The organism is Bradyrhizobium sp. 195, from assembly GCF_023101665.1.
Lineage (GTDB): Bacteria > Pseudomonadota > Alphaproteobacteria > Rhizobiales > Xanthobacteraceae > Bradyrhizobium.
On sequence record NZ_CP082161.1, the window covers coordinates 6,163,281 to 6,188,929 of the forward strand.

Genomic DNA, 25,649 nt, shown 5'->3' on the forward strand with positions numbered 1-25,649 from the left:
CGCCCTTTGGTGCCCTGTGAATTCGCCAACCTCCGCCGCAGGCCTGCGCGACGTCCTCTCCCGCGAGCTCAAGCCCGGCGAACTGGCGCGAGCGCTGATCGTCGTCGGCCCGATGGTCGGCGCCTATTTCATCGCGCGTGAAACGGCACTGCTCAATCTCGGGCTGGTCGCCGTCTCCCTGCTCATTCCGGCGCTCAGGCTGAAGCTGCCGCCAAAGGTCATCGCCTGGCACTATCTCGCTATCCTCGTTACCTTTGCCGCGCTTTTCCTCGCAAGCCCTGTCAAGCCGCTCTTCGCAGTGCTGACGGCGCTCGCCGGTTTCCTCGCGGTGGCGGCGACGCGCCATGGCGAGCATTTCCGCACACTGGGCAATTGGGTATTCATCCCCGCGGTCTATCTCGCCTGCGAAGTGCGGGAGGGCGCAAGCGCGTCGGAAGCGCTGCGCCATGCCGGCCTGATCATCGCGTCCTCTCCGATTGCGCTGGCGCTGGTCTGCGGTATCCGGATCTACGACCAGCAACGCGATGGCACGGCGACCTCGTTCGGGTTGCCCGCCGCCGGATGGTTTCTCCCTGCGACGGCAACGGCCATGGCGGTGTTCGCCGCGGCGGTGCTGGTCGAGATCCTTGACCTCGCGCAGGGGCAATGGGTGATGTGGTCGGCAGCGAGCGTCGTGGTCGGCGATCTCGTTGCCTCCACCGACAAGCTGAAGCAGCGCGCGATCGGCGCGCTTGTGGGCGTGCCGCTTGGCTTCCTCGCCGGAATCGTGCTGCCGCAAAGCCGGGTCGGCTATGCCCTCGCGGTTCTCGCCGCCACCCTCACGCTGATCTCTTTCTCCCGCTACATCGTCGGCTTCGGCCTGCGCTGCTTCTTCATTGCGCTGGCCGCTTCTTTCGCCGGCGGCGCCAGCGGAATCGCGGAGGAGCGTATCGCCAACGTGCTGATCGGCGGCACCTTTGGCCTGATTGCGGTGGCCCTGACCGAAATCGTCTGGCAGCGTGTCATGCGAAAGGTGCAATCGTCCGGATGACGCCCGAACAGACGCAGCACAGCCTTTCGAATGCGCCAATCTGTCTCGCCTGATGGCCATGGCAGCGCCAGCCTGGTGCAGTACCTTGCCCGGAACCGGGAGAGAATCATGTCCACAAAAATCGATCGCCGCCACTTCATCGCTGCCGGAGCCGGCGCGTTCGCGATGCCTTTCGTCCCGCGCAGCGCCTCGGCGCAGGCTGCATCACTAGGCACTTGGCCGGCGCGGCAGATTCGCATGATTTGCAGCTATCCCGCCGGCGGGCAGACCGACCTGCTCGCGCGCGCTTATGGTGAGTTCATCTCCAAGCAGGTCGGCAAGACCGTCGTCATCGAGAACAAGCCCGGTGCATCCGGCGCGATCGGCACGGCGGAGGTCGCCCGCGCCGAGCCCGACGGCCACACCATGCTGTGCTCGATCTCGACCACCTACATCATGAACCGGGTGGTGATGAAGAATCCGGGCTACGACATGGACAAGGATTTGACGCTCGTCAGCGTCATCCCGGGCGCCGGCCTGTTGCTGGTCGCGAACCCCAAGACCGGCGTCAAGACGCTGGAGGATTTCGTCGCCTTCGCGCGCAAGAGCGGCAGGGTGAACTTCGGCACCTATAGCGCGGGCTCGGCCCCGCACATGACGATCCACGAGCTCAACAAGCAGTACGGCCTCAACATCGAGCCGGTCCATTACCGCGGCGAGGCCCCGATGTGGACGGGGATGCTCGAAGGCACGCTCGATGCCGCGATGGGCAGCTACACGGCGGCGCAGTCGGTCCTCCAAAGCGACCGCGGCACCGTGTTCGCGGTGCATTCGAAGAAGGTCGACGCGATCCCTGCCATCAAGACCCTTCCGGAGCAGGGCGCCACCTCGAAATTCTTCACCGTGAGCGGCTTTTCGGGTTGGGCCGTGCCCAAGGCAACGCCGCAGCCGATTGTCGACCGCCTGGCGGAGCTCTGCGTCGCGGCCAACAACGATCCGAAAGTGAAGGAGGTTCTCGCCACTTTCGTGCTCGAACCCGCGATCGGCTTCAAGGAGACCAACGAACTGTATCAGCGCGAACTGCCGATCTGGATCGAGAGCGCAAAGTCGCTCGGCCTCGAGCCGGCCTAAGCTTCGGAGCCGTGGCTGGCGCGCCGGTTGCTCCCTTTCCAACCCGGAGTCCGACCAAAGCCTAGTGTCGCAAGCACACTTTCCCGCTATGATTGCGCGCCGCTGTGGACGAGAAGGGCCGATCGCATGACACCGGATGCAGTCGCCGTTGCCGTTATGGTCATTCTGCTGTTTCCGATGGGCTATTTCACGCTGGCCTCGCCCGCCTTCCTGCTGGTGAGGCTCGATATTCAGCCCGTCGCCCAGTTGCTGCGCGGAATGTTCAACGCCCATTTTCTGGTGATGCGCGTCGCCGGCGTCATTGGAACCGTGGCCCTCCTCCTCGACGGCCGCCTGCTTGCCGCGCTGGGCGTGGGTATGATCGCTGCCCTGGCGATCTGGGGACGCCGCTGGTTCATGCAAAGAGTGGACGACCAGCTCAGCGCGAGGGACGCTGGCGATGCGGACGCCCCGCGTCGGTTGCGCCGGCTGCATTGGAGCGGAATGCTGGGGAACGCGGTGGTGCTCGTCGCCCTCGTGGCCGGCATTCCCTATATCGCCACGTCCGCGTGAAATAGCGCCACCGCCGCGCGACGGCGCCGACTATCACCGCCTAGAGCATGCGCTCGAAAAGCGCCTAATGCTCGCCCGAGGCCGCCGCGCCCTGCTGGGCCTTGTGGATCGAGGACGGCACCACGCCGAAGTATTTCCGGAACACACGGCTGAAATGCGATGAGCTGGAGAAGCCCCAGGAGAACGCGACGTCGGTGATGGTCTTGCCGGCGTGGGCCTCGAGCTCCTGGCGGCAGTTCTGCAGGCGCGCCTGCCAGATGTAGTCGCTCACCGTGGTGCCGCGCTCCGAGAACAGCATATGCAAATAGCGCTTGGAACAGCCGAGCTCGGTCGATATCTGGTCGATGCACAGATCCGGATCGCGCAGGTGCTCGCGGATGAAGAACTGCGCGCGCACATACATCGCCTCGGGCCCGACCCGGTCGAACATCGTGTCGGCTTCGCGCAGCGGCAGCAGCAACAGGTCGATCAGCGAATCGGCGACGCCGACCGCACTGTTCGCCGACAGCTTGGCCGCCTCGTCGAAGGTCGCATGGACGAAATCGTGGGCGATCCGCCCCGTGCCCGTCTTCGACGACAGCTTGCAGGCGGGCATTCGCTGCGACGGGAATCCGCGGTCGCGCAGCAGCGCCTTCGGCACGATCACCACGTCGTGACGCGTGAAGGCCGGGCTGATGATCGAATGCGGGCAGGAGACGTCATAGGCGATGATATCGCCGGGATTGATTTCGATGTGACGGCCTTCCTGCTCGAAATAGGACACGCCGTAGGTCTGGAAGTGGATCTTGATGTAGGGGTGTTCATTGGCCTTGGCGCGCGCCAGCGTGTGCGCGATGCGATGCTGACTCACCTCGATCTGGCAGAGCTTGAGGCGCGAGACGCTCGTATAGTCGATGCGGCCTTCGAGCGAGGACGCCTCCAGCGGATCGACGTCGAAATGCCCACACAGGCTCGTCAGCCCGTCGATCCAGCTCTGGATCTGGCGCTTCGGCGTCATACCGGTCGTCGAGAGCGTGTGAATGGTGTCGGACATTAATCCAGCCACTGGTTTGATCCGGAGATTCGACGCGAATCGCGACCAGCGCTGCCGGAGCCCTCAGCCGTGATTGCGTGACGTTTACCTCGAATTTGAGCGGTCTCTTGGCACGAGCGCCATCGTTCCATTGCCACCCTTGAAAGTTAATCCTCCGCCTTAGTTGCAGCGCCGTCAAGGGGAACCTGACCGTTGAAAGCGGCCTCGATGCCGCGCGGAAGCCGCTGAATTCGCTACTGCAAAATCAAAATCTTTTCCTCCGTGCGCTGTCAAGCAAACCGGCTTCTCTCTTGGGCAAGTTTCCCGTTGACGAAGTCGTTAGGGATTGCGGCAGGAACAAAAAGAACGGGCCGCCCTGCACGCGGACCCGTGGCTCTCATCAGGAGGAGGAGACAGCCCAGCATCGTTTCTGGTCCCAAACGTGACCGCCCTGCACGAGCAGACGCCGGACGAGAAGCCCGGTGAATCACTAATGCTTCGGAAACAATAAACGAGACCAACGGAGGAATGACTATGCGCAAGGTGCTACTGGCGACCTTTCTTGGCTCAGCGGCGGCTCTCGCCGTCGGGAGCGCGTCGGCCAATGACGAGCTGATCAAGATGTCGCAGAACCCGAAAGACTGGGTGATGCCGACCGGTGACTACGCCAATACCCGCTATTCCAAGCTCAACCAGATCAACGCACAGAACGTAGGCAAGCTCCAGGTTGCCTGGACCTTCTCGACCGGCGTGCTGCGCGGCCATGAGGGCGGCCCGCTGATCATCGGCAACATGATGTACGTCCACACCCCGTTCCCGAACAAGGTCTACGCCATTGACCTTTCGCAGGAGAACAAGATCGTCTGGAGGTACGAGCCGAAGCAGGATCCGAACGTCATCCCGGTGATGTGCTGCGACACGGTTAACCGTGGCCTGGCCTACGGCGACGGCAAGATCTTCCTGCATCAGGCCGACACCACCCTCGTCGCGCTCGATGTCAAGACCGGTCAGGTCGCATGGACCGTCAAGAATGGCGACCCCAGCAAGGGCGAGACCGGCACGTCGGCGCCCATGGTCATCAAGGACAAGGTGCTGATCGGCATCTCCGGCGGCGAGTTCGGCGTCCAGGCTCATATGTCGGCCTACGATATCAAGACCGGCAAGCTGGCATGGCGCGGATATTCGGAAGGCCCGGATGACCAGCTTCTGGTCGACGCCGAGAAGACCACCGCGCTCGGCAAGCCGATCGGCAAGGACTCGAGCCTCAAGACCTGGCAAGGCGATCAGTGGAAGATCGGCGGCGGTGCCACCTGGGGCTGGATTTCCTACGATCCCGAGCTGAACCTCGTCTATTACGGATCGGGCAACCCCTCGACCTGGAATCCGAAACAGCGTCCCGGCGACAACAAATGGTCGATGACGATCTGGGCGCGTAACCCGGATACCGGCGTTGCCAAGTGGGTCTATCAGATGACGCCCCACGACGAGTGGGACTATGACGGCGTCAACGAGATGATCCTCTCGGATCAGGCGATCAACGGCCAGCCGCGCAAGCTGCTGACGCATTTCGATCGTAACGGCCTCGCCTATACCCTCGATCGCGTCAACGGTGAGCTTCTGGTCGCCGAAAAGTACGATCCGAAGGTGAACTGGACCTCCGGCGTCGACATGGACAAGAACTCGCCGACCTACGGCCGTCCGAAGGTGCTCGACGCAGCTTCGACCGACAAGGCGGGCGAGGACCACAACGTGAAGGGCATCTGCCCGGCCGCGCTCGGCACCAAGGACGAGCAGCCGGCAGCCTACTCGCCGGACACGCAGCTGTTCTACGTTCCGACCAACCACGTCTGCATGGACTACGAGCCGTTCAAGGTGAGCTACACCGCGGGCCAGCCCTATGTGGGCGCGACGCTCTCGATGTATCCGCCGCAGGGTGAAAGCCACATGGGCAACTTCATCGCCTGGGACGGCAAGACCGGCAAGATCGTCTGGTCGAACAAGGAGCAGTTCTCGGTCTGGTCGGGTGCGCTCGCCACTGCCGGCAACGTGGTGTTCTACGGCACGCTCGAAGGCTACCTGAAGGCGGTCGACGCCAAGACCGGCAAGGAGCTCTACAAGTTCAAGACTCCCTCCGGCATCATCGGCAACGTCACGACCTATGAGAACGGCGGCAAGCAGTATGTCGCAGTGCTCTCCGGCGTCGGCGGCTGGGCCGGCATCGGTCTGGCGGCCGGTCTGACCGATCCGACCGCAGGTCTCGGCGCAGTCGGTGGCTACGCGGCCCTCAGCAACTACACGGCACTCGGCGGTACGCTGACCGTGTTCGCGCTGCCGAACTAGGCCCAACAGCATCGCTCCGGCGCGTGGATTAACTCCACGCGCCGGCTCGTCTCCCCCGGGTTCCTTCGAGGATGAATCTCTTGCGTAAAATCTGCTCTGTCATTGCTGCGACGATCTTGGTTGCGTCCGGAGGAATTGCGGTCGCGGACGATCCGGGCGACCCGACCGCCGTGAAGAAGGAAGACGACGGAAAGTGGCTCGATAAGGAAGGAATTCCGACCTACAAGATTTTGGCGGACGGCACCGTGGACTGGTTCACCTATTCCGGCTACCGCCGCTATCACTCCGACTGCCACGTCTGCCATGGCCCCGACGGCATGGGCTCCACCTACGCGCCGGCGCTCAAGGATTCCGTCAAGACGATGAGCTATGGCGATTTCCTCGGCGTGGTCGCCTCGGGTCGCAAGAACATCTCGACCGCGCAGGAGAACGTCATGCCGGCCTTCGGCGATAATCCGAACGTCGCCTGCTACATGGACGACCTGTACGTCTATCTGCGCGCCCGCTCCACGGAAGCATGGGGCCGGCAGCGTCCCTCCAAGAAGGATGAGAAGACAGAGGCCTACACCAAGGCGGAAGACGCCTGCATGGGCAAGAAGTGAAGCTACGCTACGAGGACTGCCGAGACGACTTCTTGGCGCCCCACGAGAATCTGAGGAGTTTACGATGAAGACACGTGCCGCCGTCGCTTTCGAGGCCAAGAAGCCGCTCGAGATCGTCGAACTCGATCTGGAAGGCCCGAAGGCCGGCGAAGTCCTGGTCGAGATCAAGGCGACGGGCATCTGCCATACCGACGCCTATACGCTCGACGGCTTCGACAGCGAGGGAATTTTCCCGTCGATCCTGGGCCATGAGGGTGCAGGCATCATCCGCGAGATCGGTCCCGGCGTGACTTCGGTGAAGCCGGGTGACCACGTCATCCCGCTCTACACGCCGGAATGCCGGCAGTGCAAAAGCTGCCTCAGCCAGAAGACCAATCTCTGCACCGCGATCCGCGCGACGCAGGGCAAGGGCGTGATGCCCGACGGCACCAGCCGCTTCTCCTACAAGGGCAAGCCGGTCTACCATTACATGGGCTGCTCGACCTTCTCGAACTTCACCGTGCTGCCGGAGATCGCGGTCGCCAAGATCCGCGAGGACGCCCCCTTCGACAAGAGCTGCTACATCGGTTGCGGCGTCACCACCGGCGTCGGCGCCGTCGTCAACACCGCGAAGGTCACGCCAGGCTCCAACGTGGTCGTGTTCGGCCTCGGCGGCATTGGCCTCAACGTGATCCAGGGCGCCAAGATGGCCGGCGCCGACAAGATCATCGGCGTCGACATCAACGACGCCAAGGAGGATTGGGGCCGCAGGTTCGGCATGACTGAATTCGTCAATCCCAAGAAGGTCACCGGCGACATCGTCCAGCATCTCGTCGGCCTCACCGACGGCGGTGCCGACTACACTTTCGATTGCACCGGCAACACCACGGTGATGCGCCAGGCGCTGGAAGCCTGCCATCGCGGCTGGGGTACCTCGATCATCATCGGCGTTGCCGAGTCCGGCAAGGAGATCGCCACCCGGCCGTTCCAGCTCGTCACCGGACGCAACTGGCGCGGCACGGCATTCGGCGGCGCGCGCGGCCGCACCGACGTGCCGAAGATCGTCGACTGGTACATGAACGGAAAGATCCAGATCGATCCGATGATCACCCACGTGCTCAAGCTCGAGGAGATCAACAAGGGCTTTGACCTCATGCACGAGGGCAAATCCATCCGTTCAGTCGTCGTGTTCTAGCTCGAAAGCGTCACCCCCAAGGAGGATCGACCCATGACTGTTGCACTCCACCCTACGATCGACAACGGCCTCAAACAGGGCAGCGGCAGCTTCGCCGGCGGTACGCTGGCCTGCAAATGCAAGGACCACCAGGTCAAGGTCGCCATCAAGGGCGACGTCGCGCATAACCACGCCTGCGGCTGCACCAAGTGCTGGAAGCCGCAGGGCGCGACGTTCTCCGTCGTCGCCGTGGTGCCGCGCCAAAACGTCACCGTGCTCGAGAACGGCGACAAGCTCCAGGTCGTCGATCCCTCCGCGGTGATCCAGCGCCACGCCTGCAAGGCCTGCGGCACGCACATGTACGGCCGCATCGAGAACACGGGCCACGCGTTCTACGGTCTCGACTTCATTCATCCCGAGCTGTTCCAGGAGCAGGGCTCGCAGGCGCCGCAATTCGCCGCCTTCGTCTCCTCGGTGATCGAAGCGGGCGTGAAGCCGGAGCAGATGGCTGGCATCCGTTCGCGGCTGAAGGAAATCGGGCTCGAGCCCTATGATTGCCTGTCGCCGGCGCTGATGGACGCGCTCGCGACCCACGTCGCCAAAGCCAAGGCTGCTTAAGCAAGGCTGCTTAAGCAAGGCCGCCAGACGTTCGCCGAACCCCGTCCGCTCGCTGGCCTCGACCAGTGCCAACGAACCGGACGGGTTGCGGCCCCGGGACGATCACGGCGATGCCGCCGCCTCTGCAATCTACGCGTATACGAGGGTGACTAGCTCCCTCAGTCCTGGTCTCTGAATGACTGCGCGGCGCCGCCAACTTCCGTCTTGAAGTCCCGGCCCTGCGTTTCTCCCTCCCTCGACTGAGGCATCCTGCTTCGTCCGCGCAGTCTTTCTGGCGGACGAAGCTTTTTTCGTTGCACCGCCTGTTTGCGAACGCGCGATGCACGCGGCGCGATGACGCGCCCTGCTTTTGACAAACCATCGATGCAATCTTTTCCCGGTGAGAACACCCGGCTGTGAACGCCGGACCGGCGCGATCCCTGTTAGGATCGCGCCGTCACGATGCCGCGCGAAATACAATCAATTAAGAACAAAAACCGGAGGTATCGAACACACATCCAGACATCGAGATTCACATTCCTGCCCCTGCCGGGATCTGCCCGTGCAGGATCCTGGGCCGGAATGTGACGACGCGACGCAACTGGCATTGCGCCGACTGGCGTCGGCGGGTTCTGAATTTGGCATGCTTATGAAGAGCGAGGGACGATCATGATCAAGGTGAAGATCAACGGCCAGGAACAGAGCTGGGACGGCGACCCGGATCTCCCGCTACTCTGGTTCCTGCGTGACGAGGCCGGGCTGACCGGCACCAAATACGGCTGCGGCCAGGCCCTGTGCGGCGCCTGCACCGTCATCGTCGACAAGGAGGCCGTACGGGCCTGCGTCACGTCGGTGAACGACGTCGCCGGCCGCGAGGTCACCACGATCGAAGGGCTGCATCCGAACGGCGATCATCCGGTGCAAAAGGCCTGGCGCCAGGTCAACGTGCCCCAATGCGGCTTCTGCCAGACCGGCCAGATCATGCAGGCCGCCGCGCTTCTGATGGAGAACCCAAAGCCCTCGCATGACCAGATCCGCGAGGCGATGTCCGGCAACATCTGCCGCTGCGGCTGCTACCAACGCATCGAGAACGCGGTCCATCTCGCATCGACGGGAGTGTGACATGAATTTCATCGACAATCCCCGCAAGCTTCGCGGTTTCGAGAAGCACGTCAGGGTCGAGAAGGTCTCGCGCCGCAGTATCCTGAAGGGGCTCGGCGTCACCGGCGGCTTCGTGCTCGCCGCGCCCGTGATGTCGCGCCAGGCGCTTGCCTATGAGACCGGTGCCGGCAAGATGCCGCATGGCGTCGTGGTCGATCCGCGCGTGTTCGTTTCGGTCGCCCCGGACGGCATCGTCACCATCGTCGGGCACCGTTCGGAAATGGGCACCGGCGTGCGCACCAGCCTGCCGCTGATCGTGGCAGAGGAGATGGAAGCCGACTGGTCCAGGGTCAAGGTGCAGCAGGCCCATGGCGACGAGGTGAAGTTCGGCAACCAGGATACCGACGGCTCGCGCAGCACGCGGCATTATCTGATGCCGATGCGCCAGATCGGCGCTTCGGCCCGCACCATGCTGGAGCAGGCCGCGGCGAAGCGCTGGGGCGTGCCGGCGACGGAGGTCAAGGCGGTCAATCACGAGGTCGTCCACAGCGCCAGCGGCCGCAAGCTCGGCTTCGGCGAGCTCGCCGCCGACGCCGCCAAGGAATCGGTACCCAGCATCGAAGGCCTCAAGCTGAAGGACCCCCGGGATTTCCGCTATCTCACCAAGGGGCAGGTCGGCATGGTCGACCTGCACGACATCACCACCGGCAAGGCGCGTTACGGCGCAGACGTGCGGCTGCCGGGCATGAAATATGCCGTGATCGCGCGCCCGCCGGTGACCGGGGGCACGCTGGTCTCGTTCGATCCGGACGCGGCACTGAAGGTCCCCGGCGTCGAGAAGGTGATGAAGGTTCAAGGCTGGCCGTGGCCGTCGAAGTTCCAGCCACTCGGCGGCGTTGCCGTGATCGCGCGCAACACCGGCGCGGCGATCAAGGGCCGCGATGCGCTGAAGCTGGTCTGGGACGACGGGGCCAACGGCAAATACGACTCGGTCGCCTACCGCAAGGAGCTCGAGGAGGCCTCGCGCAAGCCCGGCCTCGTGCTGCGCAAGGAGGGCGATGCGGATGCTGCGCTGAAGGGCGCGGACAAGGTGATCGTCGGCGAGTACTACGTCCCGCATCTTGCCCATGTCAGCATGGAGCCGCCGGTGGCGGTCGCCGACGTCAAGGGCGACAAGGCGGAGATCTGGGCGCCGGTGCAGAGCCCGGGCGGCACCCGCGAAGACGTCGCCAAGACACTCGGCATTCCCGAAGGCAACGTCACCGTCAACGTGACGCTGCTCGGCGGCGGTTTCGGCCGCAAGTCGAAATGCGACTTTGCACTCGAGGCCGCCCTGCTGTCGAAGGAGCTCGGCGCACCGGTCAAGGTGCAGTGGACGCGGGAGGACGACATCCATCACGGCTTCCTGCACACGGTCTCGGTCGAGCGGATCGAGGCCGGCATCGACAAGAGCGGCAAGGTGATTGCCTGGCGCCACCGCAGCGTGGCGCCCAGCATCGCCTCGACCTTTGCCGCCGGCACTGTGCATCAAGCGCCGTTCGAGATCGGCATGGGCCTCGTCGACATGCCGTTCGAGATCGCCAATATCTCGTGCGAGAATCCGGAGGCCGCCGCGCATACCCGCATCGGCTGGTTCCGCTCGGTCTCGAACATTCCGCGCGCTTTCGCGGTGCAGTCGATGGTCGGCGAGATCGCGCAGGCGACAGGGCGCGACCAGAAAGACATGTTGCTCGAGCTGATCGGCTCGCCCCGCATCGTCAAGCCTAACGTGAAGGACCTCTGGAACTATGGCGAACCCGAGGACAGCTACCCGATCGACACCGCGCGCCTTCGCAAGGTCGTCGAACTGGTCGCCGAGAAGGGCGGATGGGGTCGTCAGGTTCCGAAGGGCCACGGTCTCGGCATTGCGGTGCACCGCAGCTTCGTCAGCTACATCGCGACCATCATCGAGGTGGCCGTCGACGACAAGGGCAAGCTGACGGTGCCGAGGGTCGACACGGCGATCGACTGCGGCACCTATGTCAACCCGGAACGCATCGCCTCGCAGATCGAGGGCGCCGCGATCATGGGGCTGAGCCTCGCCAAATACGGCGAGATCAGCTTCAAGGACGGCAAGGTGCAGCAGAAGAATTTTGACGACTTCCAGGTCGTCAGGATCGACGAATCTCCTGTCGTGACCAACGTCTACATCGTGCCGCCCGGGCCCGACACGCCGCCCAGCGGCGTCGGCGAGCCCGGCGTGCCGCCATTCGCGCCGGCGCTGATCAACGCGATCTTCGCCGCGACGGGAAAACGTATCCGCTCGCTACCGATCGGCAAGCAATTGGAGGCCTGAGTCGGAACACAAGCGGTCTCCCGCCGTTTCCATCGATCTGACAGGAGCAGATCGATGACCAACATTTCCAGGGCGCTCGCAGTCTCGCTGTCGAGCGCCTTTCTTTTGACAGCCGCGGCGGGCGCATTCGCCCAGAGCAATACGACGCCGCCGACAACGGCGACGCGCCCCACCGCGCCGGACCAGAACTCGCTTCCCAACGCCAACGCCCCACCCGCCTCGACCACGCAGACCACCGGGCAGCACAATCCGGATCCCAAGATTCGCGAGATGAACCAGAAGGAAAAGGACAAGGTCGACCGTCAGGGGAAGTGAGCCCTTGAGTGCACCATCATGGTGACCGCCGTCGGCGGTGCGCATTGATGTGCCCTCTCCCCTTGTGGGAGAGGGCAGCGACGCTGGTCGTCACAACCTCGTTTGGGTGAGGGGTTTGTCTTCGCGAGTCATGGGCAATATGGTGCGCGGATAGAACCCCTCATCCGGCGGTTCGCGCCACCTTCTCCCACAAGAGGAGAAGGGAGGAGAGTGCGCGCTCGGCACATCCACAGCAAAAATGCGGCGGACGTTGCCATCCGCCGCATTCGCCACCCCCCTGCTGCTCCGCTTCTTTCGATCCGCCCGCGGAGCTACTTCTTCAGCGCGAACACCCAGATGACGCCGCCTTGCGGCACGTTGGCTTCGATCCCGATGTTGTTGGTCACCAGCGCATCCTGGATGCGCTGCGCGTCCACGCCCCATCCCGACTGGATCGCGATGTACTGCGTGCCGTCGATCTCATAGGACACCGGCATGCCCATGATGCCGGAGTTGGTCTTCTGCTCCCAAAGGAGTTCGCCGCTCTTGGCATTGAAGGCCCGGAAGTTGCGGTCATTGGTGCCACCGACGAAGATGAGATCGCCCGCGGTCGCCGTCACCGAACCGAACAGCTGCGATTTCGGGAAGTTGTGCTGCCACACCTTCTTTCCCGTCGCGGGATCCCAGGCCTGCAGTTCGCCGAAGTGATCCGCGCCCGGCTTTGTCTTCAGCCCGATGTCCTCCGGCTTGGTGCCAAGCCAGAGCTCGCCTGGCTTGAGCGCGACTTTCTCGCCGGTGAACCCGCCACAGAAATTCTCGTTGGCGGGAACGTAGACGAGGCCTGTCTTCTGGCTGTAGGCCGCCGACGGCCAGTCCTTGCCGCCCCACAGCGACGGACAGAACTCGACGCGCTTGCCGATCACCGGCTTGTGCGCGGGGTCGACGATCGGCTTGCCGCTCTCGGGTTCGATCCCCTTCCAGACGTCGGTGGAAACGAACGGCCAGCCGGCGACATAGTTGATCTTGGTCGGCGTGCGTTCGAGTATCCAGAAGATCGCGTCGCGGCCAGGATGGACCAGGCTCTTGATGTTGCGGCCGTCGCGTTGCAGGTCGATCAGCATCGGCGCGTCGACCTCGTCCCAGTCCCAGGAATCGTTCTGGTGATACTGGTGATAGGTCTTGATCTTGCCGGTGTTGGGATCGAGCGCAAGCACCGAGGAAGTGTAGAGATTGTCGCCGGGATGGGTCTCGCCGGGCCATGGCGCAGCGTTGCCGACGCCCCAATAGATCGTCTTGGTTTCCTTGTCGTAATTGCCGGTCATCCAGGCCGAGCCGCCGCCGTTCTTCCAGTCGTCGCCCTGCCAGGTGTCGTGGCCCGGCTCGCCTTCGCCCGGAATGGTGAAGGTTCGCCACAGCTCCTTGCCGTCCTTGGCGTCATAGGCGGCAATATAGCCGCGCACGCCGAACTCGCCGCCCGAGCCGCCGACGATGACCTTGCCGTCGACGATCAGCGGCATCAGGGTCATGTACTGCCCCTTCTTGTAGTCCTGCACCTTGGTGTCCCACACCACCTTGCCGGTCTTGGCATCGAGCGCGACGACGTGGTCGTCCGTGGTGGCGAGATAGAGCTTGTCCTCCCAGAGGCCGACGCCGCGGCTGGTCGGATGCAGCTGGAACAGATCGTCGGGAAGCTGCCGCTTGTAGCGCCAGTATTCGTCGCCGGTCTTGGCATTGAGAGCGATCACCTGCCCCATCGGGGTCGCCACGAACATCACGCCGTTGTTGACGATCGGCGGCGCCTCGTGGCCTTCGACGACGCCGGTGGCAAAGGTCCAGACCGGCGTGAGGTTCTTCACGTTGGAGGTGTTGATCTGGTCGAGCGGGCTGTAGCCGTGCCCGTCATAAGTGCGCCGATAGAGCATCCAGTTGCTTGGCTCCGGATTCTCCAGCCGCTGCGCGGTGACCGGTGCGTAATTCTCGATCGGGCCCGACACGGCGGCGGTCGAAACGAGGCAGGTGAAGGCGACAAAGCCGGACAGTAACCATTGCTTCCTGGTCATGGACGTTTTCATGGACGTTCCCCTTTTTCATCCGTTTGAATTCTTGTGTTGAATTCTTGTCGTTCGTCCCGCCGTCCGCCCATCGGCGGATGCGGCCTCTCGTGACGCGGGCGCGGGCCCGCACTGTCCATCATCCCGGCTGCGCGCCACCTACCTTTCCGATGAAGTTGCCGGCGACGCTGAGCGAGTCGTCAGCGAGCGCCAGCGGCAGCGCCGCGAGCCGTCGCGGTGCCGGTCCGAACACGACCTGTGCGCCCGCACGAGGATCGTATTCGGAGTTGTGACACATGCACTTGAACACCTCCTTGTCGCCGACATCGCTCTTGACCCAGGCGGTGACGGGACAGCCGGCATGAGCGCAGATCGCCGAATAGGCGATGATGCCGTCGACGGCGCGCGCGCGGGTCTTCTCGTCGAGTTCGGCGGGATCCAGCCTGATAATCAGGATCTCGTTGAGTCGGGAGGCACTGCGCACCACCGATGTCTTGGGATCCTTCGGCCAGGCATGCACCGGCGGTCCGCCAGCGGGCAGGTCGGCCGCGGTGACGAGCTTTCCCTCCTTGTCGCCTCCGGAGAAGACGAGCACATCGCCTTTCTGGGGTCGTTCGTCGGAGCCGGGCGCATCATCATCCGCCCGCGCATGCGCACAGCCGAGGCAGGCAGTGGTGGCAAGCGCACCGAGCAGCACAGTTCGCCGCGTCTGCTCGGTGCACGCGTCGGCGTTTGGCTCCGTGGAGTTCTCGGATGATGAGGAGTCGGTCGTGAATGATGCGCGGGACATGTCCACAAGCAGGCGCTGGAACTCTGCCGAAAACAAGGCGAAGAATTGGCGCCGCAGTGCATCAATATGGCTTCACTCGCGTTGATTGAACGAGAATGAACGCATTCAAACGCGTTTTCGCAAAATCAACGGCACGCCGCGCGATCGGCATGATGATTTTGCAGATCAGACCGATGATGTCGGAATTGGTGCGGCGCGCTATCGCTCGCGCGGCGCAAACGCAGCGCGACATGCTTGAACACTCTGCAGGCAGTCGGTCGTCGTCAGGACCTGAGCACGTGGCGCGGCGCGGCGATAGAACCAGCGACGGTCGCCGATGCCATTTCAAAACTGTCGGCGATGCGACGCGCCTTGTCGATGAACAGCGCAGCCGCCGGCGGTGGGCAGACCTCGCGCGCGGTCTGCTCGAACAGATCGAGCCAGCGGTCGAAATGATCGCCGACCAGACTCAGCGGCAGATGCGCCCGCATCGGCGAGCCGTGATAGCGGCCGCTCATCAGCACGACCGAAGACCAGAAGTCCTTGAGCTTGGCGAGATGCTCGTCCCAGTTCTGCACGACCCCAAACACCGGGCCCAGCTTTGCATCTTCGCGCACGCGCCCGTAGAAGCGGGTGACGAGTTCCCCGATCATCTCCTCGGTGATCCCGGTGCGCTCGATCGCATCCTGGGTCAACAGGTTCCGCCGCGCGGCCGCCGCCTCGCGCTCGGCCTTCAGTCGATCCGACATATCCTTCGAAATCCGTTCCGTTGTTCCCGCGGGCCGCCCGTTCGACATTGTCGGGCCAATCGCGCGCGGCGTCTTTGTCGCAGCGCAAAGTGCGGGATGGAGCGGCGGGCATTTCGAGCCCGTCCGCTTGCACCTTGATCAGTATCGTAGGGTGGGCAAAGGCGCACTTGCGCCGTGCCCACCATCAGTCCAATGCGGCAACAGAAGGTGGGCACGCTTCGCTTTGCCCACCCTACGGCACTGCGGGTCCTTAGCACCCGGTTCCGTGGTTACGTGCCGTAGCTGTAGAAGCCCTGCCCGGTCTTGCGGCCGAGATGGCCGGCATCGACCATCTCTTTCAGCAGTGGCGCTGGCCGATATTTAGGATCGTTGAAGCCCTTGTAAAAGACCTCCATCACCGAAAGCATGGTGTCGAGCCCGACGAGATCGGCCAGAGCCAGCGGCCCGATCGGATGGTTGCAGCCGAGCTTCATGCCGGCGTCGATTTCTTCCGCCGTCGCAATCCCCTCCTGGAGCGCGAAGATCGCCTCGTTGATCATCGGGCACAAGATGCGGTTGACGGCAAAGCCCGGGCTGTTCTTCGCCGTGATCGCCACCTTGCCGACGCGCTGGGCGAAATCGAGCGCCTTGGCGTGGGTGTCGTCCGAGGTCTGCAGGCCGCGGATGAGCTCGAGCAGCGCCATCACCGGCACCGGGTTGAAGAAGTGCATGCCGATGAATCGGTCGGGACGGTCGGTCGCGGCGGCGAGCTTGGTGATCGAGATCGACGAGGTGTTGGTCGCGACCAGCGTGCGCGGCGACAAGGTCGCGCAGAGATCCTTCAGGATCTTGACCTTGAGCTCCTCATTCTCGGTCGCGGCCTCGATCACCAGGTCGCAACCCGACAGCTTCGCCCGGTCGGTGGTGCCGGTGATGCGCTTGAGCGTCGCCTCGCGATCGGCCGCCGACATCTTCTCCTTCTTGACCAGGCGCTCGAGGCTGCCGCCGACGGTCGAAATCCCGCGGTTCACCGCCGCATCGGAAATATCGACCATTACGACCGAGAGCCCGGCTGCCGCGCAGATTTGCGCGATGCCGTTTCCCATGGTCCCTGCCCCGATGATGCCAACGGTCTGGATCATTGCCTCATATCCTTCATCCTAGCGGCCCGCGCCGGCACGGCACGGCCCTTGTTCCTGTACCAGGGTCTAGCACCGCCACCGGGCGGCTGCGACCTGGATCCTGCCCCTTCCTTAAAGCATCCATGGCCGGAATAAAGCCGCCTTTCAGTCGCGAAACGGCATGAATCTGGCGACCTGGCAGGCGGTCCGCCCTCGAAATTTGGGCGGCAGCTTCCTGCCCGGCGCCTGGCGGGCGGCTGGGTCCGGCACGGATCACCCTCGATTTACATCAATCGGATGATGCGGGCGCAGGCGGACGGTGTGCTGTAACCGATGCGCAATGGGCCATCGCGAACGCCTCGCGATGCAATTGTGACATGGACCACATCGGCTTCGTGCCCGACCTGTTAGCTTTGCGCAGATGAAAAAACATATTGGACTACCAATCATCCTCACCGCTCTGCTCGTCACCACGCAAAGTCTGGCGGCCGAGATCAAAGGAGCCGGCTCAACCTTCGTCTCGCCCGTGATGGCGAAATGGACCGACGCCTACAGGGCGAAGACGGGCAACGCCGTCAGCTATCAAGCGGTCGGCTCGAGCATCGGCATCGGCTTGATCAAGAAAGAGGCCGTCGATTTCGGCGCAAGCGACATGCCGCTCGATCCCAAGGAGTTGGACAAGCTCGGCCTGATGCAATTCCCGATCGTGATCGGGGGCGTCGTGCCGGTGGTCAATATCGACGGCATCAAGCCCGGCCAGATCCGCTTCACCGGGCAGGTGCTCGCGGACATCTATCTCGGCAGGATCAAATCCTGGAACGATACGGCGATCCACGCGATCAATCCGGGCATCAGCTTGCCGAACGTGCCGATCACGGTGATCCATCGCATCGACGGCTCAGGCACGACGTTCAACTGGTCGAATTATCTCTCGAAGGTCAGCCCGCAATGGAGGGCAAGCGTGGGCGAAGGCACCTCCGTCGAGTGGCCCGCTTGGCCTCGGCGGCAAGGGCAATGACGGCGTCGCCTCGCTCGTCAGTCTTATTCCCGGCGCGATCGGCTATCTCGAATATACCTACGCGCTGCAACGGCTCGACCGGATTTCCTTCGGAATCGTGCAGAACAGCGCCGGCAATTTCGTCGTCCCCGACGCCGCGTCTTTCCAGGCCGCGGCCTCCAGCGCGGACTGGAAGGCGGAGAAGGATTTCCACCTCGTGCTCACCAACGCGCTTGGTGAAGACGCCTATCCGATCACGGCGACGACCTTCGTGCTGATGCCGAAGAGCCCTAGATATCCGGAGCGCTCCGCAGCCGCCATCGACTTCGTCCGCTGGTCGCTGGAGAACGGCAAGTCCCAGGCCGAGACGCTCAACTACGTCCCGCTCCCGCCTGCCTTGATCGACCAGGTCGAACGCTATTGGCGGGAGAGCATTGGGGCAGCCTCGACGGTTTCGGCATCGGCAAGCGCCAAACGCTGAGGCCGAACGCGACCCGGCGAAATCCGGTTTCAAAATCGCTCCATGTGAGTATTCTGTGATCGGCGTGACGCCGGGAAACCCCTTCCTAGCGGCAGGCGAAGCCACAAGGTGCCTGCGGAACGCGACCGCGCGGCTGCTTTGCACCAGGATCCTCGCAGGGAATTTTACGTGAAACGCCTTCGCAGTCCCGACCCCGACGCCCCCGAGGCACTCCGGCTGGCGCCGACGTCCAGACTCGGATGAACGACTTCGCGCAATCCATCGCTGCCGCCTTCACGCTCATCGGCGCAGCCGACGCCGAGCTGCTCGGCATCGTCGGCCTCTCGGTGCGTGTCAGCCTGACCGCAAGCTTCATCGCGCTCATGATCGGTGCGCCGCTCGGGGCCATGCTCGCGATCACCCGTTTCCGGGGGCGGCAGGTCATCATCGTGCTGACCAATGCACTGCTTGGCCTTCCGCCGGTCGTGGTCGGGCTCGCGCTCTATCTTCTGCTGTCGCGGTCCGGCCCGCTCGGGGTGGCCGGACTGTTGTTCACCCCGGCCGCCATGGTGATCGCGCAGACGCTGCTGGCGACCCCGATCGTGGTGGCGCTGGTGCACCGGCCCGCGAGCCTGCTGTGGGCGGAGTATGGCGATCTGGCCCGGATCGACGGCCTTTCGGCCTTCCGCAGCATGGCGCTTCTGTTCGCGCTCGGCCGGACCTCGCTGCTGACGGCGTTTCTCGCGGCATTCGGGCGCGCCATCGCCGAGGTCGGCGCCATCATCATCGTCGGCGGCAACATCCGCGGCTTCACGCGCACGATGACTACCGCGATCGCGCTGGAGACCAGCAAGGGCGACCTGCCGCTGGCGCTCGGGCTCGGGCTGATTCTGCTTGCGCTTAGCGTGGCGGTGTCGACCGTCGCCTTCCTGCTAGTGGGACGCGTTGGGGAAAAATAGCTGCTCGCCGCCGACCTTGTACCCGGCGATCGCCTCCTGCCCCTTCGGCGAGACGAGCCAGTCGATGAAGGCCTGCCCGTCCTTCGCCTTCACGTTCGAATGCGTGGCGGGATTCACCAGCATGACGCCGTACTGGTTGAACAATCGCTTGTCCCCTTCGGTCAGGATGGCGAGTTCGCCGCGGTTCTTGAACGACAGCCAGGTGCCGCGGTCCGACAGCAGATAGGCGTTCGACGACGAGGCCATGTTCAGCGCCGGGCCCATGCCCTGGCCGATCTCGCGATACCAATTGTCCTTTGCCGCGCCGAGGTCGACGCCCGCTTCCTTCCAAAGCCGGAGCTCGGCGGCATGCGTGCCGGACTTGTCGCCGCGCGAGACGAACGGCGCCTTCGCCGCCGCGATCTTGCGCAGCGCGTCCGCAACGTCCTTGCCGCCGGCAATCTTTGCGGGATCGCTTTTCGGGCCGACGATGACGAAGTCGTTGTACATGACGTCGAAGCGCTTCACGCCTTGTCCTTCCGACATGAACTTCTCTTCGGCGAGCCTGTCATGGACGAACACCACGTCGGCGTCGCCGCGCCGCCCGATATCCAGCGCCTGACCGGTGCCGACGGCGACGACCTTCACGCTAATGCCCTCGGCCCTCGTGAAAAGCGGCAGCAGATGGCCAAACAGGCCCGATTGTTCCGTCGACGTGGTCGAGGCTACCGTGATGGTGCGATCCTGCGCGAACGCGATGGTGGACCAGAGCAGAATCGCTCCCAGGGTGACAATCTTCCTCATGCGTCGTTCCTCAACCAACAATGGAGGTCCTGAATAGCCGCTGTCGATGAAGACGGGAACCCCGACGTTGGGCCGCATAGAGTTGAACGGGTGGCTGCAAAGCGACAGGAACGTCGTAGGCGCAGGCGGATTGTCTGGGCATGTAAAGTCAAGGAGAATCCAATGAAGAAGATCATCTTGGCATCCGCATGCATCATGGCACTGGCGACCGGTGGCGCCGTCGCGCAGACACAACCCGCTCCGGGCGCCTCCGGCCAGGGCGACGTCGGCCCCTCATCGCGAGGTCCCGCCACCAAGGGCATGACGACCGGACGTTCGTCGAACATGCAGAACGAGGCCAGCGACAGCAAGGGCGCGCAGCATCCGTCGGCCGGCGGCACCAACACCAACAACATGGGCAGCCAGGCCGGCGGCGGCTCGGGCGGCGCAGGCTCCGGCAGCGGGGCCGGCTCGGGCAAATAGGTCGAAAGATCGAAAATAGTCGGAAGATCGGAGATTCCGCGAGGGGATCGTCGTCCCCTCGCACGGACCGACGGGGGCCGATCAACGACCGGGACAATATCTCATCACGCGGCGGACACCCAGCGACTCCGGCTCCTTCATCCACTCGATCTTCCAGGCCAGCCAAAGCTTGTCGTCGTCGACGGCATAAGCAAACGTCGATGTCGAGAAGCCTCTATCGTTGCGAACCGTGACCTCTCCGCAGGCCACCTCGATCGAGCGGCCCTGCGGGTCGGACGCGGGGCTGGTCCAGGATATGTGGATCTCCGCATTGGGCGGAATGAGGTGATAGGCAATTTTCGCCGTGAGATCGTCCGCAAGTGCCGGCGCGCCCACGAATGCGGCAAGGGCCGCAGCCAGACAGATTTTGCGGATCACGTTCCCTCTCCTTTGCTTTCGAAGGAAGCCTATCCATTTCGGTCGGATGCAATGTGGTTGCGATCACACCGCGCCATATTGCGGATGTTCTGCAATTGATCTCACCTAGATTGACAGGGGGGTGACGGCCGGGCAGTTTTTCACATTGCTGGCGAATCAGCGATTGCCTCACGCCGAGTACCTCTTGGACAACTCCTAGTGCTTTCGAGACTGATATCGTTACTGCGCCGCATCCCCGTGGTGAAATGGGCATTCACCGGGCTTCGGCCCGTGCCGCATAGCGGCAGCATTGATGTCACTCCGGTCGCCGCAGATGTCTCGCCTGTCATCGCCGAAGACGTCACGGCTGAGAACCTCGCGGAAACGACTTCGGCTCAAATCATCGATATCAGCACGGCTTCAGTGCGCGACGACACCGAGATCGCTGGCGCGGCTCCGTCCGCCGAGGATAATACCGCGATCGCTGTCATGGCGGAGAGCCTGCCGGCAGCGCCCACCGACGCCAGCGGCCACGACGATTCCAAAATCGAGCCGGTCATCGTGGAGGAGGCTTCGGTCTCGACCATCGAGGTCGAAGTCGCGACAGCCGATGTTCCCGAGCCCGTCGCCAGCAATGACCCGGCTGTTGAAATGGTGGCGAACGTCGAAGCCGTCGACGCGGAGCCGGTCGCAATCGACATCGTCAGCGAACCCATCGACGCCGAACTCGTCATCTGCAGCGATCCACTTCCCGCACTTCAAACCGATGCTGAGTTCGTTGTCGCGGAAGAGGCATCGCCGTCTTCCATCGGCGTCGAGAGCGCTCCGGTCGATGCCCCCGCTCTTGTCGTCAACGACCACCGTTCCCCTGACGTCATCGTGGATGTTGAGGCGACCGTAAGCGAGCTGTCTGTCACGTCTGTCGGTAGCGAAGTCCTGGCAGAGCCAGCCCCTGAGACTTGCTTCGACAGAGATCCCTGCCCCAGTGCCGAGGTGGCAATCGAGCCGGCTGCGGCGGACGTTGCTGCACCCGTCACAGCGGTAGCCGCGCAGTGTTCCGCCGACACAGCCAGCATCGTCACCGACATCGAGCCGGCTCCGGCACTCGTGTCTCCTCCTCCCGAGAGCCGCAGCGCACCGAAAGTTCGCGCAAGAGCCGCAGAACCTGCCGATCGCACCGCGCTGATCCGGCAGCGCTGGGCCGAAACCGGGATCAGAATGTGGAATCCGCGGCTGCACGGCACCGGCGAAGCTACGCTGAACATCCAGGGAAGCGTCGGGCTGCTGCCGCCTGAGCCCGGCGAGACGATGCCGCGATACGACAAGCTGGAATTCAAGATGCTCGGCGGACAGATCGTCTGTGAAGGCGTCATCGTCGAGGCCCCCGCGCAGGCGAGCCATCGCAGTTTCACGCGGCTCGCCGAGCCCTCGAAAATCGAGCGCGTCCGCGAACCAGCGCGGGAACGCCAGGCCGCCCTCGCCTGATCCTTTCTCCCGCGATCGCTGTCATGATGTGCTAGGCTGATATCCCGACATGGGAGATCGCATATGCGCGCAAGCTCGTTGCTTCTGATCGTGATCGCCGCTGTCTGCGTCTCGCAGACAGCCATTGCTGCGGGCAAACAGCCACGTCATGCGGTCGCTGCCGTTCCCGCCACCGATCCGGCCGCGTCCTACAAGGCCGACAGGCTCTCTTCCTCGCGCGGAGAGCCGATCCTCGACACGCCGGGCCAGACCACCGTGCTGACGCGACAGGTGCTCGACGACATGAACGCGACCAGCCTGAGAGGCGCCATGCGCTCGACCGCCGGCGTGACGATCGGGCGCTAGGCGTCCCGCGCGGGTTTCCGCTCTCCCCGGCGGGGGAGAGGTGATCTCGCGTGCCGGCTCGCGCCCTCGGCGATGCGCTGCGCGGAGGCGCATGGTTAGCAGGACGTAGCCGCAAATGGCACGACAGTGCCGAAACGCCCGTCGTTGCCGTCGCGCATCCTTAACAGAGCCTCACCAATACACGCGGCCGGAAAATAACGGGGTAGCGTGCAACCTGCGCTAGCCTTTTCCGCGGAACCCACCTAACGCGACCTTTACCCGCGCTGTGCAAGATCGCCCGGTTTTGAAGGGATCCAGGGCTCGTATTGCAATGCCTGTCACGAATGTGAAGTCTCATGTCGCCGCCTCAATGCGGCTGTTTCGCGTGCCGGCCGACAACCCGGATCTGACGCGCGCGCAGTTCGACGCCTTCTCCAAGCAGGTTCCGTTGCTCTACTTCCTGCTCATGAGCAACTCCATCGCGGTCGCCTACACCTATGTGAACGTGGCGCCGGACTGGCTGACGCTGATCGTGCCGTCCGTGCTGACGGTACTCGCCGCGCTTCGCACCTTCTGGTGGCTGCGCCAACGGCATCTCGTGCGCAGCGACGCTTACATCCTGCGCAATCTGCGCGCCACCAACTGGCTGACCCTGCCGATCGGCACCGGCTTCACGGCTTGGTCCTTCGCGCTCTACCCCTACGGTGATCCCTTCGCCAAGAGCCAGGTCGCTTTCTACATGGCGGTCACCGTGATCGGCTGCATCTTCTCGCTGATGCATCTGCGCTCGGCGGCGCTGATCGTGACGCTGATCGTCGACGTACCTTATGTGCTGTTCTTCTTCGCTACGGGCGAGCCGACGCTGAAGGCGATCGCCGTCAACAACCTGCTGGTCTCCGGCGCGATGGTGACGGTGCTGTTCATCTATTACCGCGACTTTGCCGATCTCGTCGCGAACCGCAAGTCACTGCTTGCACAGCAGGCGGCGACGCAGGCGCTCTCGGACGAGAACTTCCGCCTTGCCAATCTCGATTCCCTTACCGAGCTGCCGAACCGGCGCCGTTTCTTCGCCGAGCTGTCCAGCGCCTTTGCCGACGCCGAGCGCAGGAACGTTCGGGTCGCGGTCGGGATCATCGACCTCGATGGCTTCAAGCCGATCAACGACAATTATGGCCACTCGGTCGGCGACCGCGTCCTGATCGAAGCGGGCCGGCGCATCCGCGAGGTTTGCGAGGGCTTTGGCCCGCAGCGCGTGGAGCTGGCCCGGCTCGGCGGCGACGAGTTCGGTCTCGTCGTGTGCGGCGATCCCGAGGACGCGGACCTGATGCGGCTCGGCGAGCGCATCGGCAATCAGGTCAGGCTGCCCTACCAGCTCGACACCGCCCATACCGGGCTGTCCTGCTCGATCGGTTTTGCATTGTTCCCGGACTCCGCGACGACGTCGGAAGCGCTCTATGAATGTGCCGACTACTCGCTCTACCACGCCAAGCGCCATCTTCGCGGCCGCACCGTAATCTTCTCGAACGAGCTCGAGGCCGAGATCCGCAGCCGCGGCGTGATCGAGAATCTGCTTCGCAGCGCCGATTTCAGCACCGAGATGGACCTGGTGTTCCAACCGATCGTGGACGCCATGAGCGAGCACACCGCCGGCTTCGAGGTCCTGGCGCGCTGGCACAGCTCCCGTCTCGGCCAGGTCTCGCCGGCAGACTTCATTCCAGCCGCCGAACGCATCGGCCTGATCCGGCCGCTGACGCAGGCCCTGCTGGCCCGCGCGCTCGCAACCGCCAGAACCTGGCCCGATCACATCCGCCTGTCGTTCAACCTCTCTGCCCACGACGTCTGTGCGGCCGAAGGCATCCTGCCGCTGATTTCCATCATTGAGAAGAGCGGGCTGCCGCCGCACCGGATCGATTTCGAGATCACCGAGACTGCGGTCACTTTCGACTTCGTGCGCGCGCAGCAATCGATCGCGACGCTGAAGGCGATGGGATGCGGCGTTTCGCTGGACGATTTCGGCACCGGCTATTCCTCACTGAGCCATGTGCACCGGCTGCCGCTCGACAAGATCAAGGTCGACCGCAGCTTCGTTTCCGACATCAACGACAATCCGGTGAGCTACAAGATCATCAAGTCGCTCACGGGCCTGTGCGACGACATGGAGATCGCCTGCGTCGTCGAGGGCGTCGAGACCCGCGCCCAGCTCGACACCCTGCGCCGCCTGGGGTGCGACTTCATCCAGGGCTATTATTTCGCAAAGCCCATGCCGGGCGATGCGATCGGCGACTATCTGGCCAAGGAAGGACTTCGCCTCGACGGCGCCGGGGCCAAGGTCGTGGCCTGACGTCACACCGCGCAGTAGCGCTCCTGGATGCCCTTGTCCGCGAGCAGCGCCGCAGCGCTGCTCTGATGTACCACCTCGCCTTGATCGATGATCACGGCGCGATCGGCGAGCCGCAGCGCCCATTCGACGTTCTGCTCCACCAGCAGCAGCGTCTTGCCCTCGTCGCGCCGCCGGCGGAACAGAACTCCCATCTCCTCGACGAGCACCGGCATGATGCCTTCCGAGGGCTCGTCGAGCAGGATCATCTTGGGCCTGCCGATCAGCGCCCGCGCGATCGCCAGCATCTGCTGCTCGCCGCCGGACAGCGTCACGCCCTCCTGGTCGAGGCGCTCCTTCAGGCGCGGAAAGGTCTCGGCGATCGTCGATCGCCGTGCGCTCCTCGATGTCGCTGCCGGCTGCGACGAGGCCGAGCCGGAGGTTCTCGCGCACGGAGAGGCCGGGGACGATGCGTCGCTCCTCGGGCACGTAGGCGAGACCAAGGTGGAAGCGCTGATGGGCGCGCAATGGCAGGAGCTCCCTGCCCGCGAAGTGCACGCGGCCCGTCGCCTTCGGCATCAGGCCCATCATCGCCCGCAAGGTCGTGGTCTTTCCGGCACCATTGCGGCCGACAAGCGCGACCACTTCGCCCTCCTTCACCTGCTCTCCCG

The 25,649-nt window shown here is 63.9% G+C and carries 25 protein-coding genes and 1 pseudogene; 18 read left to right on the forward strand and 8 right to left on the reverse strand.

The genetic code is table 11. The features are described from left to right. Nucleotides 1-16 precede the first annotated feature (16 nt). From IVB26_RS28900 to IVB26_RS28910, 3 genes are all read left to right on the forward strand, one after another. A complete protein-coding gene (locus IVB26_RS28900) occupies nucleotides 17-1,030 on the forward strand; it encodes an FUSC family protein (RefSeq protein WP_247968488.1) in 1,014 nt (337 codons plus the stop codon). 108 nt (nucleotides 1,031-1,138) lie between these two features. After that, nucleotides 1,139-2,140, forward strand: a complete 1,002-nt coding sequence (locus IVB26_RS28905) for a Bug family tripartite tricarboxylate transporter substrate binding protein (protein ID WP_247968489.1) — start codon at nucleotides 1,139-1,141, stop codon at nucleotides 2,138-2,140. Nucleotides 2,141-2,266: 126 nt separating this feature from the next. Beyond that, entirely contained in the window at nucleotides 2,267-2,692 is a 426-nt protein-coding gene (locus tag IVB26_RS28910) for a hypothetical protein (protein WP_247968490.1), read from the forward strand. A gap of 64 nt (nucleotides 2,693-2,756) precedes the next feature. Here the strand turns inward: IVB26_RS28910 and IVB26_RS28915 are convergent, their stop codons facing one another. Continuing rightward, nucleotides 2,757-3,725, reverse strand: a complete 969-nt coding sequence (locus IVB26_RS28915; protein ID WP_246918083.1) for a helix-turn-helix domain-containing protein — start codon at nucleotides 3,723-3,725, stop codon at nucleotides 2,757-2,759. A gap of 513 nt (nucleotides 3,726-4,238) precedes the next feature. Here IVB26_RS28915 and xoxF5 point away from each other — a divergent pair. The 7 genes from xoxF5 (at nucleotide 4,239) to IVB26_RS28950 (ending at nucleotide 12,147) form a co-directional block, all read left to right on the forward strand. Next, nucleotides 4,239-6,044 carry a lanthanide-dependent methanol dehydrogenase XoxF5 gene (gene xoxF5 / locus IVB26_RS28920; RefSeq protein ID WP_247973294.1) on the forward strand — a complete coding sequence of 602 codons (1,806 nt, stop codon included), beginning with the start codon at nucleotides 4,239-4,241 and terminating at the stop codon, nucleotides 6,042-6,044. A gap of 71 nt (nucleotides 6,045-6,115) precedes the next feature. After that, a complete protein-coding gene (locus IVB26_RS28925; RefSeq protein ID WP_247968491.1) occupies nucleotides 6,116-6,646 on the forward strand; it encodes a c-type cytochrome, methanol metabolism-related in 531 nt (176 codons plus the stop codon). A gap of 64 nt (nucleotides 6,647-6,710) precedes the next feature. Beyond that, the gene (locus tag IVB26_RS28930; protein WP_246918087.1) at nucleotides 6,711-7,820 is read left to right on the forward strand and encodes an S-(hydroxymethyl)glutathione dehydrogenase/class III alcohol dehydrogenase; all 1,110 of its coding nucleotides are present in this window, start codon (nucleotides 6,711-6,713) and stop codon (nucleotides 7,818-7,820) included. A gap of 33 nt (nucleotides 7,821-7,853) precedes the next feature. Further along, nucleotides 7,854-8,417, forward strand: a complete 564-nt coding sequence (gene gfa / locus IVB26_RS28935; RefSeq protein WP_247968492.1) for an S-(hydroxymethyl)glutathione synthase — start codon at nucleotides 7,854-7,856, stop codon at nucleotides 8,415-8,417. A 648-nt stretch (nucleotides 8,418-9,065) separates the two neighbouring features. Then, the gene (locus IVB26_RS28940; RefSeq protein ID WP_247968493.1) at nucleotides 9,066-9,518 is read left to right on the forward strand and encodes a (2Fe-2S)-binding protein; all 453 of its coding nucleotides are present in this window, start codon (nucleotides 9,066-9,068) and stop codon (nucleotides 9,516-9,518) included. A gap of 1 nt (nucleotide 9,519) precedes the next feature. Beyond that, nucleotides 9,520-11,832 carry a xanthine dehydrogenase family protein molybdopterin-binding subunit gene (locus IVB26_RS28945; protein ID WP_247968494.1) on the forward strand — a complete coding sequence of 771 codons (2,313 nt, stop codon included), beginning with the start codon at nucleotides 9,520-9,522 and terminating at the stop codon, nucleotides 11,830-11,832. A 54-nt stretch (nucleotides 11,833-11,886) separates the two neighbouring features. Further along, complete coding sequence (locus IVB26_RS28950; protein ID WP_247968495.1) at nucleotides 11,887-12,147, forward strand: hypothetical protein; 261 nt, start codon at nucleotides 11,887-11,889, stop codon at nucleotides 12,145-12,147. A 311-nt stretch (nucleotides 12,148-12,458) separates the two neighbouring features. On the opposite strand, the gene IVB26_RS28955 is transcribed toward IVB26_RS28950, so the two are convergent. Together IVB26_RS28955 and IVB26_RS28960 are read right to left on the reverse strand one after the other, a co-directional pair. Beyond that, nucleotides 12,459-14,186, reverse strand: coding sequence for a methanol/ethanol family PQQ-dependent dehydrogenase (locus tag IVB26_RS28955; RefSeq protein WP_247973295.1), 1,728 nt, complete (start codon nucleotides 14,184-14,186; stop codon nucleotides 12,459-12,461). A gap of 130 nt (nucleotides 14,187-14,316) precedes the next feature. Beyond that, nucleotides 14,317-14,967, reverse strand: a complete 651-nt coding sequence (locus IVB26_RS28960) for a QcrA and Rieske domain-containing protein (RefSeq protein ID WP_247968496.1) — start codon at nucleotides 14,965-14,967, stop codon at nucleotides 14,317-14,319. A gap of 85 nt (nucleotides 14,968-15,052) precedes the next feature. Here IVB26_RS28960 and IVB26_RS28965 point away from each other — a divergent pair, with 85 nt between their 5' ends. After that, the gene (locus tag IVB26_RS28965) at nucleotides 15,053-15,205 is read left to right on the forward strand and encodes a hypothetical protein (RefSeq protein ID WP_247968497.1); all 153 of its coding nucleotides are present in this window, start codon (nucleotides 15,053-15,055) and stop codon (nucleotides 15,203-15,205) included. A 25-nt stretch (nucleotides 15,206-15,230) separates the two neighbouring features. Here IVB26_RS28965 and IVB26_RS28970 read toward each other — a convergent pair whose 3' ends face one another. Both IVB26_RS28970 and IVB26_RS28975 read right to left on the reverse strand, forming a co-directional pair. Continuing rightward, nucleotides 15,231-15,695 (reverse strand): group III truncated hemoglobin, encoded by a 465-nt coding sequence (locus IVB26_RS28970; protein WP_247968498.1) that lies wholly within the window; start codon nucleotides 15,693-15,695, stop codon nucleotides 15,231-15,233. Between the two features lie 269 nt (nucleotides 15,696-15,964). Next, nucleotides 15,965-16,816 carry a 3-hydroxybutyryl-CoA dehydrogenase gene (locus IVB26_RS28975; protein WP_247968499.1) on the reverse strand — a complete coding sequence of 284 codons (852 nt, stop codon included), beginning with the start codon at nucleotides 16,814-16,816 and terminating at the stop codon, nucleotides 15,965-15,967. 400 nt (nucleotides 16,817-17,216) lie between these two features. On the opposite strand from IVB26_RS28975, the gene pstS reads away from it, so the two are divergent. The 3 genes from pstS to IVB26_RS28985 all read left to right on the forward strand — a co-directional run bounded on the left by pstS (nucleotide 17,217) and on the right by IVB26_RS28985 (nucleotide 19,211). Next, nucleotides 17,217-17,813, forward strand: coding sequence for a phosphate ABC transporter substrate-binding protein PstS (pstS, locus tag IVB26_RS42960; RefSeq protein ID WP_253075746.1), 597 nt, complete (start codon nucleotides 17,217-17,219; stop codon nucleotides 17,811-17,813). Nucleotides 17,814-17,850: 37 nt separating this feature from the next. Beyond that, nucleotides 17,851-18,273, forward strand: a complete 423-nt coding sequence (locus tag IVB26_RS42965) for a type 2 periplasmic-binding domain-containing protein (RefSeq protein ID WP_253075760.1) — start codon at nucleotides 17,851-17,853, stop codon at nucleotides 18,271-18,273. 239 nt (nucleotides 18,274-18,512) lie between these two features. Beyond that, nucleotides 18,513-19,211 (forward strand): ABC transporter permease, encoded by a 699-nt coding sequence (locus tag IVB26_RS28985; RefSeq protein ID WP_247968500.1) that lies wholly within the window; start codon nucleotides 18,513-18,515, stop codon nucleotides 19,209-19,211. Here the strand turns inward: IVB26_RS28985 and IVB26_RS28990 are convergent. Then, nucleotides 19,185-19,994 (reverse strand): ABC transporter substrate-binding protein, encoded by an 810-nt coding sequence (locus tag IVB26_RS28990; RefSeq protein ID WP_247968501.1) that lies wholly within the window; start codon nucleotides 19,992-19,994, stop codon nucleotides 19,185-19,187. The two genes, IVB26_RS28985 and IVB26_RS28990, sit on opposite strands and share 27 nt — an antisense overlap. Nucleotides 19,995-20,156: 162 nt before the next feature. Between IVB26_RS28990 and IVB26_RS28995 the strand changes: the two genes are divergently transcribed. Further along, nucleotides 20,157-20,456, forward strand: coding sequence for a hypothetical protein (locus IVB26_RS28995; protein WP_247328424.1), 300 nt, complete (start codon nucleotides 20,157-20,159; stop codon nucleotides 20,454-20,456). A gap of 81 nt (nucleotides 20,457-20,537) precedes the next feature. Here the strand turns inward: IVB26_RS28995 and IVB26_RS29000 are convergent, their stop codons facing one another. Beyond that, on the reverse strand, nucleotides 20,538-20,873 hold the full coding sequence (locus tag IVB26_RS29000) for a hypothetical protein (RefSeq protein ID WP_247968502.1): 336 nt from the start codon (nucleotides 20,871-20,873) through the stop codon (nucleotides 20,538-20,540). Between the two features lie 402 nt (nucleotides 20,874-21,275). Here IVB26_RS29000 and IVB26_RS29005 point away from each other — a divergent pair, with 402 nt between their 5' ends. From IVB26_RS29005 to IVB26_RS29015, 3 genes are all read left to right on the forward strand, one after another. Continuing rightward, entirely contained in the window at nucleotides 21,276-22,337 is a 1,062-nt protein-coding gene (locus tag IVB26_RS29005; RefSeq protein ID WP_346732836.1) for a hypothetical protein, read from the forward strand. Nucleotides 22,338-22,400: 63 nt separating this feature from the next. Beyond that, nucleotides 22,401-22,682, forward strand: coding sequence for a Plug domain-containing protein (locus tag IVB26_RS29010; RefSeq protein WP_247968504.1), 282 nt, complete (start codon nucleotides 22,401-22,403; stop codon nucleotides 22,680-22,682). 310 nt (nucleotides 22,683-22,992) lie between these two features. After that, nucleotides 22,993-25,002: a putative bifunctional diguanylate cyclase/phosphodiesterase gene (locus IVB26_RS29015; protein ID WP_247968505.1), complete on the forward strand. Its 2,010-nt coding sequence runs from the start codon at nucleotides 22,993-22,995 to the stop codon at nucleotides 25,000-25,002. Nucleotides 25,003-25,004: 2 nt separating this feature from the next. Here the strand turns inward: IVB26_RS29015 and IVB26_RS29020 are convergent. Further along, nucleotides 25,005-25,641: pseudogene (locus IVB26_RS29020) on the reverse strand (ABC transporter ATP-binding protein); the annotation flags it as partial. Nucleotides 25,642-25,649 lie beyond the last annotated feature (8 nt).

What these genes read in the sequence shown, in the direction of transcription:
- IVB26_RS28905 (WP_247968489.1), top strand. Translation starts at nt 1,139, where the DNA reads ATGTCCACAAAAATCGATCGCCGCCACTTCATCGCTGCCGGAGCCGGC.
- IVB26_RS28910 (WP_247968490.1), top strand. Translation starts at nt 2,267, where the DNA reads ATGACACCGGATGCAGTCGCCGTTGCCGTTATGGTCATTCTGCTGTTT.
- IVB26_RS28915 (WP_246918083.1), bottom strand. Translation starts at nt 3,725, where the DNA reads ATGTCCGACACCATTCACACGCTCTCGACGACCGGTATGACGCCGAAG.
- xoxF5 (WP_247973294.1), top strand. Translation starts at nt 4,239, where the DNA reads ATGCGCAAGGTGCTACTGGCGACCTTTCTTGGCTCAGCGGCGGCTCTC.
- IVB26_RS28925 (WP_247968491.1), top strand. Translation starts at nt 6,116, where the DNA reads ATGAATCTCTTGCGTAAAATCTGCTCTGTCATTGCTGCGACGATCTTG.
- IVB26_RS28930 (WP_246918087.1), top strand. Translation starts at nt 6,711, where the DNA reads ATGAAGACACGTGCCGCCGTCGCTTTCGAGGCCAAGAAGCCGCTCGAG.
- gfa (WP_247968492.1), top strand. Translation starts at nt 7,854, where the DNA reads ATGACTGTTGCACTCCACCCTACGATCGACAACGGCCTCAAACAGGGC.
- IVB26_RS28940 (WP_247968493.1), top strand. Translation starts at nt 9,066, where the DNA reads ATGATCAAGGTGAAGATCAACGGCCAGGAACAGAGCTGGGACGGCGAC.
- IVB26_RS28945 (WP_247968494.1), top strand. Translation starts at nt 9,520, where the DNA reads ATGAATTTCATCGACAATCCCCGCAAGCTTCGCGGTTTCGAGAAGCAC.
- IVB26_RS28950 (WP_247968495.1), top strand. Translation starts at nt 11,887, where the DNA reads ATGACCAACATTTCCAGGGCGCTCGCAGTCTCGCTGTCGAGCGCCTTT.
- IVB26_RS28955 (WP_247973295.1), bottom strand. Translation starts at nt 14,186, where the DNA reads ATGACCAGGAAGCAATGGTTACTGTCCGGCTTTGTCGCCTTCACCTGC.
- IVB26_RS28960 (WP_247968496.1), bottom strand. Translation starts at nt 14,967, where the DNA reads ATGTCCCGCGCATCATTCACGACCGACTCCTCATCATCCGAGAACTCC.
- IVB26_RS28970 (WP_247968498.1), bottom strand. Translation starts at nt 15,695, where the DNA reads ATGTCGGATCGACTGAAGGCCGAGCGCGAGGCGGCGGCCGCGCGGCGG.
- IVB26_RS28975 (WP_247968499.1), bottom strand. Translation starts at nt 16,816, where the DNA reads ATGATCCAGACCGTTGGCATCATCGGGGCAGGGACCATGGGAAACGGC.
- pstS (WP_253075746.1), top strand. Translation starts at nt 17,217, where the DNA reads ATGAAAAAACATATTGGACTACCAATCATCCTCACCGCTCTGCTCGTC.
- IVB26_RS28985 (WP_247968500.1), top strand. Translation starts at nt 18,513, where the DNA reads ATGAACGACTTCGCGCAATCCATCGCTGCCGCCTTCACGCTCATCGGC.
- IVB26_RS28990 (WP_247968501.1), bottom strand. Translation starts at nt 19,994, where the DNA reads ATGAGGAAGATTGTCACCCTGGGAGCGATTCTGCTCTGGTCCACCATC.
- IVB26_RS28995 (WP_247328424.1), top strand. Translation starts at nt 20,157, where the DNA reads ATGAAGAAGATCATCTTGGCATCCGCATGCATCATGGCACTGGCGACC.
- IVB26_RS29010 (WP_247968504.1), top strand. Translation starts at nt 22,401, where the DNA reads ATGCGCGCAAGCTCGTTGCTTCTGATCGTGATCGCCGCTGTCTGCGTC.
- IVB26_RS29015 (WP_247968505.1), top strand. Translation starts at nt 22,993, where the DNA reads ATGCCTGTCACGAATGTGAAGTCTCATGTCGCCGCCTCAATGCGGCTG.